This window comes from Candidatus Hinthialibacter antarcticus (assembly GCA_030765645.1).
GTDB classification, from domain to species: Bacteria; Hinthialibacterota; Hinthialibacteria; order Hinthialibacterales; family Hinthialibacteraceae; genus Hinthialibacter; species Hinthialibacter antarcticus.
The window spans coordinates 1-13,909 of the sequence record JAVCCE010000045.1 but is presented as its reverse complement, the minus strand read 5'-3'; the positions used below and the strand labels follow the sequence as shown (position 1 = coordinate 13,909).

13 protein-coding genes are annotated in these 13,909 nt (G+C 51.5%); 3 read left to right on the top strand and 10 right to left on the bottom strand.

Going from position 1 to position 13,909, the window contains the following annotated elements; genetic code table 11:
- Positions 1 to 29: 29 nt before the first annotated feature.
- The 7 genes from P9L94_10760 to P9L94_10730 form a co-directional block, all read right to left on the bottom strand.
- Complete coding sequence (locus P9L94_10760; protein MDP8244551.1) at positions 30 to 1,691, bottom strand: hypothetical protein; 1,662 nt, start codon at positions 1,689 to 1,691, stop codon at positions 30 to 32.
- A gap of 7 nt (positions 1,692 to 1,698) precedes the next feature.
- On the bottom strand, positions 1,699 to 3,060 hold the full coding sequence (locus P9L94_10755; GenBank protein ID MDP8244550.1) for a hypothetical protein: 1,362 nt from the start codon (positions 3,058 to 3,060) through the stop codon (positions 1,699 to 1,701).
- On the bottom strand, positions 3,053 to 3,709 hold the full coding sequence (locus P9L94_10750) for a type II secretion system protein (GenBank protein ID MDP8244549.1): 657 nt from the start codon (positions 3,707 to 3,709) through the stop codon (positions 3,053 to 3,055). The genes P9L94_10755 and P9L94_10750 overlap by 8 nt, the downstream gene beginning before the upstream one ends.
- Positions 3,706 to 4,305 carry an NUDIX domain-containing protein gene (locus P9L94_10745; GenBank protein ID MDP8244548.1) on the bottom strand — a complete coding sequence of 200 codons (600 nt, stop codon included), beginning with the start codon at positions 4,303 to 4,305 and terminating at the stop codon, positions 3,706 to 3,708. Before P9L94_10745 ends, P9L94_10750 begins: the two co-directional genes overlap by 4 nt.
- A 194-nt stretch (positions 4,306 to 4,499) precedes the next feature.
- Positions 4,500 to 6,005 carry a menaquinone biosynthesis decarboxylase gene (locus P9L94_10740; GenBank protein MDP8244547.1) on the bottom strand — a complete coding sequence of 502 codons (1,506 nt, stop codon included), beginning with the start codon at positions 6,003 to 6,005 and terminating at the stop codon, positions 4,500 to 4,502.
- Positions 6,006 to 6,122: 117 nt separating this feature from the next.
- On the bottom strand, positions 6,123 to 6,863 hold the full coding sequence (locus P9L94_10735; GenBank protein MDP8244546.1) for a hypothetical protein: 741 nt from the start codon (positions 6,861 to 6,863) through the stop codon (positions 6,123 to 6,125).
- 74 nt (positions 6,864 to 6,937) lie between these two features.
- On the bottom strand, positions 6,938 to 8,725 hold the full coding sequence (locus tag P9L94_10730) for a hypothetical protein (protein MDP8244545.1): 1,788 nt from the start codon (positions 8,723 to 8,725) through the stop codon (positions 6,938 to 6,940).
- 15 nt (positions 8,726 to 8,740) lie between these two features.
- Between P9L94_10730 and P9L94_10725 the strand changes: the two genes are divergently transcribed.
- Positions 8,741 to 9,376: a hypothetical protein gene (locus tag P9L94_10725; GenBank protein ID MDP8244544.1), complete on the top strand. Its 636-nt coding sequence runs from the start codon at positions 8,741 to 8,743 to the stop codon at positions 9,374 to 9,376.
- Here P9L94_10725 and P9L94_10720 read toward each other — a convergent pair.
- A complete protein-coding gene (locus P9L94_10720; GenBank protein ID MDP8244543.1) occupies positions 9,373 to 10,398 on the bottom strand; it encodes a bifunctional oligoribonuclease/PAP phosphatase NrnA in 1,026 nt (341 codons plus the stop codon). The genes P9L94_10725 and P9L94_10720 overlap by 4 nt on opposite strands.
- Positions 10,399 to 10,491: 93 nt before the next feature.
- Here P9L94_10720 and P9L94_10715 point away from each other — a divergent pair, with 93 nt between their 5' ends.
- A complete protein-coding gene (locus P9L94_10715) occupies positions 10,492 to 11,049 on the top strand; it encodes a DUF309 domain-containing protein (GenBank protein MDP8244542.1) in 558 nt (185 codons plus the stop codon).
- Between the two features lie 32 nt (positions 11,050 to 11,081).
- Here P9L94_10715 and P9L94_10710 read toward each other — a convergent pair whose 3' ends face one another.
- The gene (locus tag P9L94_10710; protein ID MDP8244541.1) at positions 11,082 to 11,357 is read right to left on the bottom strand and encodes a type II toxin-antitoxin system RelE/ParE family toxin; all 276 of its coding nucleotides are present in this window, start codon (positions 11,355 to 11,357) and stop codon (positions 11,082 to 11,084) included.
- Positions 11,350 to 11,595, bottom strand: a complete 246-nt coding sequence (locus P9L94_10705; protein MDP8244540.1) for a type II toxin-antitoxin system ParD family antitoxin — start codon at positions 11,593 to 11,595, stop codon at positions 11,350 to 11,352. Before P9L94_10705 ends, P9L94_10710 begins: the two co-directional genes overlap by 8 nt.
- A 770-nt stretch (positions 11,596 to 12,365) precedes the next feature.
- On the opposite strand from P9L94_10705, the gene P9L94_10700 reads away from it, so the two are divergent.
- Positions 12,366 to 13,673, top strand: a complete 1,308-nt coding sequence (locus P9L94_10700; GenBank protein MDP8244539.1) for a hypothetical protein — start codon at positions 12,366 to 12,368, stop codon at positions 13,671 to 13,673.
- The last annotated feature ends 236 nt before the right edge of the window (positions 13,674 to 13,909 follow it).

Sequence of the window (13,909 nt, the reverse complement as noted above, 5' to 3'; positions counted from 1 at the left end):
ATTTAAGTCGAAGAAAGATCAAACCGCAGTTACAGGTTCCATTCAAATTGGCGGGTTTTCACAAGACTCCAAAACCCAAAGCCAAGGGTTGCCAAAGTCCAGGCCAATAACCATAGCAAGATGCGCATATTGGACAGTTCTAACACGGCGCCCGGCTCAAACAACGCCGACTGAACGGAGAAATAGAGCAGGCCGGAAATTTCTAACACCGCCAATGCCATGTATAAAAAAGCGCCTTTGCCCAGTGAGACTTCCATCAAATGGCGATAGTGATAAATAGGAAAGCAAAATCCTAAAAACACCGCCATCAGGCTAATTTGCACCGATGCGACCCCGCCGATCACGATTGACCAGAGCGAAAGATCGTAAGGCAAGTCCAATATCCGGCATGAACCGATTAACATCGCACCCGACACCAACGCCACCGGAGGCGCGGCGAACAGGATTTTTTGAACAATGCGGCGCCAAGCCCCAATCGGCGCAACGCTCGGCGTCCACACCGCCCTGCCCTCACGGCTGGCTGATGGAAACACAAAACGGGCGCCAATCACCGCGATCAGCAATGCGATCACGCCAACATTCGCCGCTGCGAGAACCGGGGCAAGCCCTTCTTGTTTGACGGGCAAAAACGAGAGATTGACCAAGTACAACGCGACCAGCGGAACCATCATAAACAATTGCGTCCAGATGGAGGGATCGCGACGGGTAATCAGCCAGTCTTTTCCCATCAGGGCGGAAATCGGGCCGCGATGCAGATTGCGTTCCCAAAAAGTTTCGGACATGCTGCGTACGCGCTTCACGCCGGGGTCGCCCTGCTCCTGACACTTCCACCACCCAGAAAGAAACAACGTCCGACCGACCGCCAAAGAGAAAAACACCGACGCCAGCCCAATCAATGCGACGGGCAGAATGCCGGCGGTTTGAATGTTCATTCCCAAATAAGGCTGCACCGCTTGAGCGAACAACATGCCAGGGCCGTATTGCACCCACCCGCTTGGCTTCTGTTGAAAAAACGTCAGCATCGGGTTCGCCAACGCCTCGTCGCTCCAAAGCGTTTCGAGATGAAGAAAGCGCAGCCCGCCGATCAGGGCGACGGCGATGCACAGCCCCAGGACGGACAGCGATTGATGAAGGCGCTTCGCGGGGAACACCGACATCAACAAGAACGCCGCGATCATCGCAAGACTGACCGCTAGCGCCGCCAGTAATAACGTCGCCGTGATAAACGCAAAATAGAACGCCGGTTCGAGTTGAAGTTGCAGCCCCAACGCGATCATCGGGGGAATGCAAAATCCGACCAGCGTGATTGCGCTGCGCACTGCTACGTCAAACCATTTCATCAGTAAGACAAGTTCGATCTTGACTGGCGTATGCAACAACATGCGGAGATCGTCAGAACGGTAGAGCGATGTCAGCGCGGTAATCACGCTGGAATAAACGAGGAAGCCAAATAAAAACGACCCCATGATGGAAAAGGCGTTGGGCAACACCATCGCGAAACCTAACGGCACTTGCGCCAGCAACGCAAAGAAGCGCTGAAAAAACGCGTACTCCGCCCACGCCACGCCCAGAATAAAAACGCTCAGAGCGAACCATTTGAGCGCGTCGTCCCACTGTGCGCTGCGGGCGCGGTTGCGAAACTGGCGAAACGGAAGCGTGACAAACAGTAAGAGGAGGTGTTTTAAAACCATATAATCATTATGCCTGCTGCTTGAATGAATTCCAAAGCCGCCAGCCGCAATACAGCGTGAGGCCAATCAATCCGGCGAACGCAACCGGCCAGAGGGAGTATGGATACATGCGAACCATGCGCACCCACCACAGATCGAGATCATCGAATGTAATGTAATCGGGATGCCCAATCGGGCGCATGAGTAACTCAAAAAAGCCCGGCGCAGACGCGAAAGATTGATAGGCGCCCGTGTGGGCGTAGACGCCCGGCCAGTTATAGAGCATCCCCCAAACAAAGGCGGCGGCGGCGAACGCCTTCCAACCCCAATGCTGATCGTTGGCGAGCAAGCGTACGCCCGGCAACATGCAAAACGGCAGTAGGTAATACAAGTGCCGGGGCCCCCAACACCGCCCGCCGTGCCACATGTGAGATTTTGCGTAGAGTAAGAGATAGGCGATGACGATCCCAAAACAAGTACACCACAATAACAACTCGCGATGTTTTTTTGCGGAGCGAAACGAAAACACCAACAGCAAACACAACGGCGAATAGGGCAACAGTCCGCGCCCCCATCCCCACAGCAAATTGGGGACGCTAATCAGAAGCGGGTAGTTGAATTCCAAGTCGGCGTAATTTTCAATGAAGAACGTCCCAAAGCGGACGTAGTTGTGCCAGCCCCAGATTGCGACGCCAAGCAGCCCGCCAACCCAAAACGCCGACGCGCGGGCGCCGCGTTCTTGTACGGAACCCATTGCAATCGCGAACAAGCCGAGAAATGCAAATGCGATAACGATATCCTCGCGCAGATTGACGCCAACCATTGCGCAAAGCGCGATTCCGACGAGATGCAGCCAGCGCGCCTGTTGTTGATGGCGTAAGATGCACTCAAGCAGGATGAGTAATATCGCGGTGGTGGTCGTCAGGCGGAACAAGGTTTGGCTATAAGGCCAAAATGACGTCCCCCAAATCAATACGATTGACAGCGCAGCGGATGCGGCCTGCTCTCCGCCAATGAGGCGGCATACGCGATAAAACAAAACGCCCGTTAGCGCCGTGATGAAAAGGCTGCCCCACAAGCAGGCGAAAAAATGCGAGCCTTTAAAAAACACCGCGTGATGACCGAACAACCAGAACAACACTTCGCCGAGATAATACCAAGGCAGCATTATGACGGGAAACGCGATGCCGTAGCGGCTGTAGTATTTTCCGTCGGGGGCTTCCAGCGCTTGAAAGCCGGGCATCGCTTCCAGGCTGCCGCGTTGCGCGATGGAGTCGGTCACTTGCATGATGAGGTTCTCATCGACGAACGAACCGTGCCCGGCGAAGGTAATCGACAACCCCGCCAGTAGAAACGCAAACAACCAAAACTGGACGGGGCGATCATTCATCGACGACGCCCTCAACGATAATGTCGCTAATGGAACATGGAAGCAACTCTGTTTTTGGCGGGTGGACCCAAGGCGAGTGGTTGCCGTAGATGTCGAGATACATGCTCCCCCGGCTGGTCAGCCCATTCGACGGGGCGAAAAAATAGTGCGGTTGAATGATGGGTTGGCCGGGAACAACAGAGTCGAGATGGATGAGCATTTGTTTTAAAGGCGGCTGATTGAACTGGTTGGCGACGATGGCGATCACAAGAGATTTATTAGTGGAATTACGAAAAAGTGATATGGCATCCAGAGAGAAGTTTTGGCTATATTGCAAATCCACAAATTCTTTAGGCATTTTCAGCCCATCCGGCTTTGCGCATAAAAGAAAGGAGTGAAGATAATCGTAGTTCAAGTTATTGAACAAAAGCATCCCGTCCTGATCCCAGACAATTTGCTGTTTTCCTTCTGAGACTGCGGCGGGATACTGCTGATGTTCATTTTGGTATTGCTGAACAGCGTTAAGGATTTGCGCCATTCCGTCAAAAATCATCGCATTTGATTCGGCTTGCTGGTTTCGGAAAAACGCCGGGAGAGTGATAGAAAGGATAATACAGAAAACGCCAATGACGACCACAACTTCAAGCCAACGCTTGTGAAGCCGATTCATGATTTCAGCAGGTAATCATCAATCACAAATTGCGACCAGGTTTCGTAATCGACGCCGTCGTTGAGTTCATGCGCGGGCTTCCACTCGCCGCGCCCCAGCGCCGATTCACGCAACGTCACTTGCGGTTCCGGCAGAAACGCCTCATAGACCACGCCGAGATGATACTGCCCGACTTCAATTTCATCGTCATTGAGAAACCCGACCAGGTTTAATTCAACCGGATGCGTCAATTCCACTTCTTCGCGCAACTCGCGCATAGCGGCTTCTTCCAGACGCTCGGTTTCATCCGTAAACAGGTTTTCATCACGCGGATTGACATGACCACCCACGCCAACAGAGTACAAATGATGCAAGCGATCTTCGCCGCCGCGCTTGGTGCGCCAATAACGGAACGCCTGCTCGCCGCTGCGCAGCACAATGTAAGGGATGATCTGTTTGTACGCCTTGTCGCTTTCCATCGGCCCGCGCGGCTTAAATGAACACTGCGGCGCCCAGGCGGCGAGGTCAACGCCCTGCGCCGAACGAAATCCGCGAAACGGCAGAAACCCCTCTAACGCAGACCGGGGGATAACAAGCACTTGTTCTTCAGAAGGCATAAGACACCTAGTATTTCCCCCCTCTCCCTCTGGGAGAGGGCTGGGGTGAGGGGCGGCCTCGCCGCATTTGTGCTGAGTCAATTTCAGCAATTAAATTTCATTTCACCACGACTTCAACAAACAACACTGTATGAAAGAATCCCTCATCCTAACCTTCTCCCAGAGGGAGAAGGAATTGGTGATTACATTTCATTTCACGCCTTGTCTTCGGGCCAGATTTTAAACTGGCGACGTTTGGATTCTTCCAACGAAATGGGGATGCCCAACTGGTTCCAGAGTTCATCAATTTTGGTTTTCACGCTGCTGGTCATATCAATATCAGGCGGCCATTCGCGATTAAAGCCTTCTTGTGGCAATTTGCGGGTCGCGTCAATTACCATTTTAGACCCATAACCGGGATACTCCGACGAGTTGTCCAACACATCGACCGGGCCGCGCACCACTTGCAGGTCGCGTTCCGCCGCGAAGTTGTTGGCGACGCGCCACATCACCTCGCCGGGGTTATGCACGTTTACATGTCCGTCAACGACGATGATGTTTTTGGTCAGCGAGAGCAAACCCGTCCCCCAAAAGGCGTGGGCGACTTTAAAGCCCTGCCCCGGATATGATTTGTTAATCGCGACAATCGCCAAACTATGAAACCCGCCTTCAACCGGAAGGCTCATATCAACAATCTCAGGGAACGTCATCTGAATCAGCGGCATGAAGATGCGCTCGGTGGCTTGCCCCAGGAAGGCGTCTTCCATCGGCGGGATGCCGACAATGGTGGACGGATAAATCGCGTCGCGGGCGCGCGTGATGCACTCCACATGAAATACGGGGTACATATCCGCTAGCGAATAGTAGCCGGTATGGTCGCCGAAGGGGCCTTCCATCCGCTGCTCCATCGGGTCGATCCAACCTTCCAGCACAATTTCCGCATCAGCGGGCACTTCGATGTCGCTGGTCTCGCACTTTACCATTTCGACGGATTGCTGCCGTAGAAATCCGGTAAATAAAATCTCGTCGATGTTGGGCGGCAAGGGCGCCGAAGCGCCATACAACAACGCCGGGTCACCGCCCAGCGCGACCGCAACCGGCATGCGCTGGTTCTTCTTACAAAACTCGCGGAAATGCGAGGCGCCGACTTTGTGAATCTGCCAGTGCATCCCCGTGGTGCGCGAATCAAATACCTGGATACGATACAGCCCCACATTGCGGATGCCCGTAATCGGGTCGCGGGTGTAGACCTGCCCCAGCGTAATGTAAGGGCCGCCGTCCTTAGGCCAGCAGGTTTGCACGGGGATATCGCTAAGACTCGCCTGGTCGCCCTTGAGGATGATCTCTTTGCAGCGCCCGGTGTTAACTTTTTTCGGCGCGAACCCGGCGACCTCTTTGAGCTGCATCAGCATCGCCAGTTTTTCCCACAGCGTGCCAGGCGGTTTTGTTTTGGTGAGTTTGCGGATGCGCTCGGCGATCTCGTCGATATGGTCAACGCCCAGCGCCATCGCCATGCGTTTTTCAGAACCGTAGGCGTTAATCAACAGCGGGATATCGGAGCCTTCGGGATTGGTGAATAACAACGCCGGGCCGTGCGACTTCATCACGCGCTCGGCGATTTCGGTCATTTCAAGAACAGGAGATATGGATTGGCTGATTTCAACCAATTCATTTTCGCGAATTAAGCGGGCGACAAAATCTTTTAGGTTTTTATAGGCCATAATGGGGTATTGTACTCGAAGTGAATCTATTGTAATGAAAACCCGCTCAGCAAATTGCAATGCTGGCGGGCTGTTAGGTTTTCGTTAAGACAAAAATAGCATGAAATCCGGCCTAACTCACTGAGGCTGGACGGTGTAGATCACCCAGCGGCCGTGGTCGAGTTTCAGGCGATAGAGGTCTCTTTCGGTCTTTTCTGCTTTATTGCCTTCTTTGACCGACTTTGCCGCGATCACTTCCGCTTCACCGCCGATGACGTCGCTCGAATCAAATCCTTTAAAATCAACCCGCATTCCGCCATTGGCCAGACTGTTCTTAAACGAAGCATGACGCGCATCAATATATTGTTCACGGCTGATCTGCATAAAGTCGCGGCTAAAACAATCAAACTCCGCGCCGAATTTTTGCTGGTTCCAGCATTCGATATAGCGCTGGACCACTTCTTCCGGCTTGAAGCCGACGATGTGGGTCACTTTGGGTTCGGGCCGGCGTTCTTCGGTCTCGCCGTCTTCTTCAACAATCACTTCACCGTCAGACGATTTCGAATGATCGCCGCCGTCAACCGTTGAACCGACTTTGAGTTTCGTTTTGGGCTGAGATGGATTTTTGGATAAAAACGCATCCAATGGCTTGTCGCCGACGGTCATTTTTCGAAGAGACTTGAAGCGCTCTGTTTCGAGGTTGAGCTTATCGACCAATTTCATCACAATTTCGCGCTCTTCGCCGGACAACACATGTCCAGCGTTCTGAATGAGTTTTTGCAGTGCGTACGACTGGGCCTCCGAGAGGATTTTTATTTCCTCTTCGGGCATGTCTTCGTCAATTCGATACCGTTGCTGGTCTTCTGGTTCAATCTTCATAAGGGTTCCCAATGGTTTTCTTGCAGAGCGCTACTATCTTATCGAGATTCATCGTCTTATCAACCGTTCGCGCATCATGGTTTGAGCGCCGACGCTTGGGATGAAACCGTCCAATCGAATCCGCTCAATTCAATGTCAGCGTTTAACTCACGATCTTTTTCATCAAGCGCCATCAATTTTTTAAATTGCAATGATGCAACGCCCGGCTCCTGAACAGCGAAAAACAGCGTCAATAATGAAGCCCGTTCGTCCTGACAGGCGCCTGACTCCACCGCCCGGATTTCCTGGTTACTGACTTCTCCGGTTGGATTGGCCAGCGACGGCGTGGCGAATTGGACCCGTAATGGAACGTGCGGCTGCCAAGCATCGCCCGGCGTCATCCCCAGCAAATGCAGGGTTTGATTGGTGAACTTCAAATCAAATACCAAGGTTTGAATGCGGCTGCCGTGTTGTACATACACATCAGCACGGACCACTGATCCAACCGTGGGCGCCTTGGCCTGCGACGGCGTCTGCATCGACCATTCTAAATTTAATATCGGCGCCAAACTTTGAAACTGAATGATGCTGGGCGCGGGTTCTGCATCAAGGCGATAGGCGTAGCTCAACGCAGCGTCTTCAAAGAAAAATTGTTCAATGGTCACCGATGCGGTCGCCGCTTGGACGCCGGGGGCGGGCGCAATCGGGATAAGCGCCGCTTCGCCGCCGCCGTTGGCGCCGCCGGTGATGGTGGTGGACCCCGTTCCCTGCAAGGTCAACAACCCCTGCGATTCATCATACGAGGCTTTTAAATTGGGGGTATTGATGTTCCGGTTCCACCACGGGCCAATCAGCACCCGGTTTGGATCTACCACTAAGCGAGTTGGATCGAGACGCAGTTCAACCAAAAATCGACGCATGTTCTCGGCGCCGTCGATCATTAATGACAAGTATTTTGACGAGCCTTCGGGGTCGAGGCGCAATGCGTCTGGCTGCAACGCGACCTGCGTGTTCCATCCGGTCGGATACCAGCGCGGCGGCTCGTCGGTTGATATCCATTCTAAATCAACGGCGTCAGCCCGGGCCAAGGCTTCCGTCTCGATTTTCGGGGCGCCGCCGCACGCGTGAATCACGCCGAACGCATCGAGCACGTAATAGCCTTTACCGAATGGAGACAACTCAAGATCAACCGCATTCTGTTCGGATAGCGTTGGAGCATTAGCGTCTAATTTGGATGACTTCTGATTGACTCGAACCACTTTGGCTTGCTGCGTGAGCACCAACAGTTCGTCGCCGTCAAATTCCACGTCGAGAGCCGAATCGTCCGCCGCCAGTTTCACGGTGTATTCAATCGGGGCTTGCTGGCTGCAAACCGTCAGCCCTCCGTCTTTAAACAACACCGCCAAGCGGCGATTGAGATGGTCATATTCCAGATCAGATAAAATACGGCCTTGGTTCAACCCCCGGGGAAATACCAATTCCGGCTGACGGCCGATGCGTTTGATATAGTCGTCAACGGCGATCCATCCACCGACGCCTCCAGGCAACATGGCCAACGCCGTCGCGTTATACGCTGAACTAAGCGCAAATTGCAACGGCGGCGCGGCCCCCATTGATAACAATTCGCCGGTTTGGGTCAATTGATAGCCGCCGTCGACTCCGGCTTCCATGTCAATAAATAAGACCGGTTCCGGCGATTCCATCCAGGGGCGTACCACTTCCGGTTCGCGTAATTCGCCCGCAGCGGTGCGCGACGCGCCAATCACGCCGCCCCAGCGGTCTAAAATCAAAAAAGTCGCAGCAGACGCCGTCTGACACACGACGCATCCGATCACGAAAAGAAGACAGATTTTATGGATTACTAAACTAAATGGCGATTGCATCCGAAACCTAATGGTATGAAGAGCGCACCCTTCGTATTCTTTCTAATCGTAATTCTGACGGCAACGTTCGTTTCGCCTGCGCAAACATCCGACCGCATTACGCTCGATTACGGCGATATCTTCTTGGGAGAGATTGAATCGACCTATAACTATCGCTACTCCATCGAACGCTTCGGCTTCAAGAATGAAGTCCCCACCTGGTGGGTGAAGAAAATTGAGCCTGGCGTTGAAGAGTTAGTCTCCCAAGATGATTTAAAACGGTTCCCGCCCCGTGGCATCAATACTATATCGGGGTTTCCCGTAAGCGTCACATCCTATTCGCCCGCCGAAGCCAGCCATTTAGAGTTATATCCCAATCGGTCGCATTTTTGGATGGAATCGGAGCGCTATTTACGGGGTTATCTGGTCAATCAGAGCGAAGAAGGCTATCAGCAATTAAAAGTAGAAATTTCGTACTACAGCGATAAAAAGACTCCGGTGTACCGCCATCAAGCCGAGGTATTTAATGTTTTCCCCAAAACCATGAAGCCCTTTATCGTCGATGCGCGGTTTGTTCCCTGGCATCTCGTGAAAGGGGTGTCATTCGTCGTGACTGGCGGGGTGAAGTGGGCGAAAGACGGCTCCCCGGTCTCCGCAGAGAACGGCGGTTAGACGTAGTCGCCCGCGCGGACCCTTGCTTCCATGTCCGCCAGCACCAATCGTTTGGCTTCTTCAATCGACGCATGAATCATGGCGCCCGATGCGCGCAGGTGACCCCCGCCGCCAAATTTGCGCGCGCTCTCGACGATGCTATAGGGTTCTTTGGTGCGCCAACTCACTTTGACTCGATCGGCGTCAATCTGTCGAAAATAAATCCCGACCTTGACGCCTTCAATATTGCGCGAGAGGTCTGAGAAGCCGTCGTCGTCATCCTCGTCGGATTGGCATTTCTTGACCATCGCCAAATCGGTAAACATCACGCCGACGGTTCCATCGAACAGAACAGACGCGTTAGCAAACGCCTCCGCCATCAGCCGCATCCGCGAAAAACGCATGGTGCCAAACACGGGTTCGTACACATCCGCCGGTTTAACGCCCGCTTCGATGCAGTCGGCGGCGATGCGGTGGGTTTCGGCATTGGTATTGGGCAAATGAAAATTAATGGTATCGACGATCATGCCCAGATAAATCGCCTCGGCGATGTCTTTCGTCAAAGAAAGTTGCATATACTTCAGCAAGCGGTAAATCAACACCGTGGTTGAAGACGCATTGGTATCCACAATGCGCAGCCCGGGGAACTCGCCGACTTCGGGGTGATGGTCGATGCAAACATTCGGCGCGGGGTGTTTATCAAGCACTGCGCCCGCCGCGCCCAGGCGGTCCCAACCGCTGGCGTCGACCATGACGACTAAATCGCGGTCAGACAAATCGACTGCGTCTTTTTCATGTAAAAAAATCTCGCCCGGTTTGCAGAATTGTTCTAACTGGCGCCCGGCGGGATGAGTAAAATAACAGATGGCATCCTTGCCATAGTTCTCCAGCATCCGCCGCAGAGCCAACGCAGCGCCGATGGCGTCGCCGTCGGGATGAATATGGCTGGAGATCACAAACGTATTCATGCGCTCAATGATTTCGACCAATGGCGCCCAATGGCAGGATTGATCTTGCGATGGATTCGGGCTTGGATGGTTCAAAAAATGACTCCCTGAATAGCGAAATGAGTTGACGTTCAGTATACGAAGCGGCTAAATGGATTCAAGGAACAACAAATTAGCGAGGTCTTTATCTTGAACAAGATTCCACGTTTGGCGCCGGACATCCCCTTTCCGGCGTATGCGTTTATTCCAGGCAAATTGCCGCACCCGACCCGCAATCCCGAGGGCCATAGTTATGGGCATGAACCCGAACCCGCTGACGCGCTGCATCCCGAACGATGGAGCCAAAACCCCCATTACCTGTTCGGCATCGACCTTTTTAACCACGGCTATTACTGGGAAGCGCACGAAGCCTGGGAAGACGCCTGGCACGCCTCTGGTCATCACACCCATCCCGGGCGATTTTTGAAAGCGCTGATTCAGTTCACCGCCGTGGGCGTGAAAGCGCTCGAAGGCCGCATCCACGGCGTACATACGTTATGCAAATGCGCACGCCGGGGGTTCATCAGTTTATCGCTGGAGATGATGCCGCCGAACGGCGTGTATATGGGGCTTAGCCTTGCGGAACTGATCCGCCTGACGCACACCATTGACGCCAACAGCCAAACCCTGCCCGACGCCGCCAAAGCGATATTGGGTTTTGAATTAAAAACAGTGGCAGTGGAAAAATATCTGGAAGAAAAAGCTTAACCTATTTCAGATGATCTACTTGTTCCATTCGTTCATGCAACACACGGATTACGGCTATACCAATAAGAAGTTTGCCGCAAATAGATCACATGAGTTCCGACTTGATATCGGCGATACCCCTCACTAAAAGCATCACAATTCACTGCAATTTTGGGACGTTCGGCGAGCAATTCAAACGCTGCCGTCAGTTTGTCAATGTATAAATCAGCCTGATAAATTCCCCAATTTTCGAAAGAATAAAACCAAATATGGTCTAAATCCTCTACGGCTTTTGGTGACAGATAATATTCGTACTTATGATCAGGCATGTTTTATCTTCATTGTCTCTTTAAAACGGGCTGCATCAAAAGGCTGAGGCTCACCGCTTTGTTCACCTTCAACAAGCGCTTGTCGTATCGCCACTAGCTCATGATCTCTCGTTTGCTCTTTGCGAATCAGATCACGAAATACTTCGCTTTCATTTCCATAAAAGCCTTCATTAATCTTCGATTTGACCCACTCTGCTTGTTTTTCAGTAACAGTAATACTTTTTTTCACCATGCTCATCAGAAAACATCCTACTATAAAGATTGTCCTACTGAGTAGCATATTATACTACTCAGAAAAATTCAACAATTTTTGTATTGGCAGGGTGGCAAGCCAAGGCCGCGAAACGGGCAGCCCTTAAAAACAAATGAGCAGAAGCTGAATCGAGCGGGCTGTGGCGAGGCCTGCCTGCCGCAGGCGAGGTTCGCCCTCCCCACATCATTCGAAATATTGGTGGGTTATTACCTGCCGTTCATGATGATTGAAACATTGCATGGTGGGCTGCTTCGCGAGCCAAACTATAGGGCCGCCGTGATCCCCCCAGGTGATTATGAAACCAATGCCGTCGCGGTGAATGCCCCCCTTTACATAAGGGGGGGTGGCGTCGAAGACGCCGGGGGGATTCGAGACAAGAAAATCTCGACGCGGGCGGGGAGGGCGAGGCTCCCGCCGAGCCGCGTTTGAATAAAAACGGATATATATCCAAGCCCTCACCCCAGCCCTCTCCCAGGGGGGAGAGGGAGCAGGCTTTCGGTATTATGCGCCCTCTCCATGACCAATGAAGGGGAATTCGGGTGCAGCACGCTGCACCCCTACTTTAAAACTCGGCTTGTTTTTTGCCCCCCTTTACATAAGGGGGGGTGGCGTTGCAAACGCCGGGGGGATCATGGCGGGACGGCAACGTCAATTGAATTAAGGTAATTTGAGGGCAGGGGTTGGTCAAATTGTTCAAATCTTATGCTAGAATGTTTCAAATCAACCTGCGTCATCATTCATGGAGAACCAATACAATGAAACCCATTCATCGGCGAACTTTCTTGAGCGGACTCGGTCTTGTAGGAGCGGCTAGCGCGGCGCATTCGACAGGAATCCCCGCGTTTATTAAGGACATGTCAGAGAAACAGGCGCACAGCGTGTTCGCGTCTCAATTAGACGGTTCGACCATTTATTCTGTTGTGAATGGCGATGAGATTGAATATACCAATTGCGGGTTAGGCCGGGTTCCGGTTGTGGTGAATGGTCAGCGGATTTCTTTAAAGGGGTTAGAGAAACAATTGTTGTCAACGGATGATATTGATGCTCGAAAACAAATTGTGTTTGATTTTGCGCAAAGTGTTGAGCGCGGCAACCGCGTTCGTCCAATGGCAAGTAAACCATTGACAGGACAAATTTTTGATTTGACATCGTATGATCCTTATTTAGACCAAGGTATCGTTCCAGTTGTTGGCGCAGATGCTTCATATAATGGTCAAGTTATAAAAACTGATGATGAAGGTAGATTTACTTTTGATGCAATTCCTGAAAATGATTCTCATCCTTTAATTATTAAAACGACAGATGGTTTAATGAATATTAAATCGAGCATGTCATCTCGAAGACCGTTAGATTTTTACGTTGGTTCAACTGAAGAAGGCCATCGATGGTATTGGAACCCTAAACATTTGAGTGCAATTCACAATCCAACAACGTATGGTCGACCTGCTCGATGGGCATTTAGTATTGGCAACGGAATTGGAGAAAGATCAGGAAGAAATTCAATTCCAGTTTACCTTGATGAAGATAATGCGCCAGCAGGAGCAATTGATACTTTAAGAAATGCAATTTTTGAAGTGCAACAAGCAGTCAATAATCATTTAGCGCAATATGGAGAACCGTATTGGGAAATTATAAGAGAATTAACATTTAAATTTGACATGGTCAAGGCTTCAAGAGGAGATGTAGCTAATCGTGGAATCAACGTTTCATGGTACAATATTATTCCTAAATTTGCAGGAGTTGAATATGCATCAGACCCATCTCAACCAACAAAAGGATATCTTATTGCAGGTAATGTAAGGTTTGGAAGTCATATAGATTTAAGTACAGCATGGCATGAATTAGTAATTGGACATGCAATGGGAAGAAACCATGATTTGAGATCATCTTTTGATAGTCTTGATCAAGGTAGTTGTATGTCACCATCAACAGGTTCATTTACACCAGCAGATGTTTTGTCATTAGTCGCATTATATAGCTCACCAAATTATGCGAATCTCAATGAAGGACATACATTAGATGATGTAGAACCGGTAACCGTAAATAACTGGGGATTGTATTAAACCCGCGCACCCGCCGCGACGCGAAAATGACCGGTTTCTACCCCTCCCCAAAGATGGGGGAGGGAAAATTTGTAGGGTGGGTTCTTAACCCACCAATAAAACCCTTTCGATATCCAAGCCCTCACCCCAACCCTCTCCCAGTGGGGAGAGGGAGCAAACTTTCGGTTTTATCCGGCTCACCAGGAGGTTCGCCCTCCCCACATCATTCGAAATATTGGTGGGTTATTACCTGCCGT

What these genes read in the sequence shown, in the direction of transcription:
- P9L94_10760 (MDP8244551.1), bottom strand. Translation starts at nt 1,691, where the DNA reads ATGGTTTTAAAACACCTCCTCTTACTGTTTGTCACGCTTCCGTTTCGC.
- P9L94_10705 (MDP8244540.1), bottom strand. Translation starts at nt 11,595, where the DNA reads ATGAGCATGGTGAAAAAAAGTATTACTGTTACTGAAAAACAAGCAGAG.
- P9L94_10725 (MDP8244544.1), top strand. Translation starts at nt 8,741, where the DNA reads ATGAAGAGCGCACCCTTCGTATTCTTTCTAATCGTAATTCTGACGGCA.
- P9L94_10745 (MDP8244548.1), bottom strand. Translation starts at nt 4,305, where the DNA reads ATGCCTTCTGAAGAACAAGTGCTTGTTATCCCCCGGTCTGCGTTAGAG.
- P9L94_10710 (MDP8244541.1), bottom strand. Translation starts at nt 11,357, where the DNA reads ATGCCTGATCATAAGTACGAATATTATCTGTCACCAAAAGCCGTAGAG.
- P9L94_10730 (MDP8244545.1), bottom strand. Translation starts at nt 8,725, where the DNA reads ATGCAATCGCCATTTAGTTTAGTAATCCATAAAATCTGTCTTCTTTTC.
- P9L94_10740 (MDP8244547.1), bottom strand. Translation starts at nt 6,005, where the DNA reads ATGGCCTATAAAAACCTAAAAGATTTTGTCGCCCGCTTAATTCGCGAA.
- P9L94_10700 (MDP8244539.1), top strand. Translation starts at nt 12,366, where the DNA reads ATGAAACCCATTCATCGGCGAACTTTCTTGAGCGGACTCGGTCTTGTA.
- P9L94_10735 (MDP8244546.1), bottom strand. Translation starts at nt 6,863, where the DNA reads ATGAAGATTGAACCAGAAGACCAGCAACGGTATCGAATTGACGAAGAC.
- P9L94_10750 (MDP8244549.1), bottom strand. Translation starts at nt 3,709, where the DNA reads ATGAATCGGCTTCACAAGCGTTGGCTTGAAGTTGTGGTCGTCATTGGC.
- P9L94_10755 (MDP8244550.1), bottom strand. Translation starts at nt 3,060, where the DNA reads ATGAATGATCGCCCCGTCCAGTTTTGGTTGTTTGCGTTTCTACTGGCG.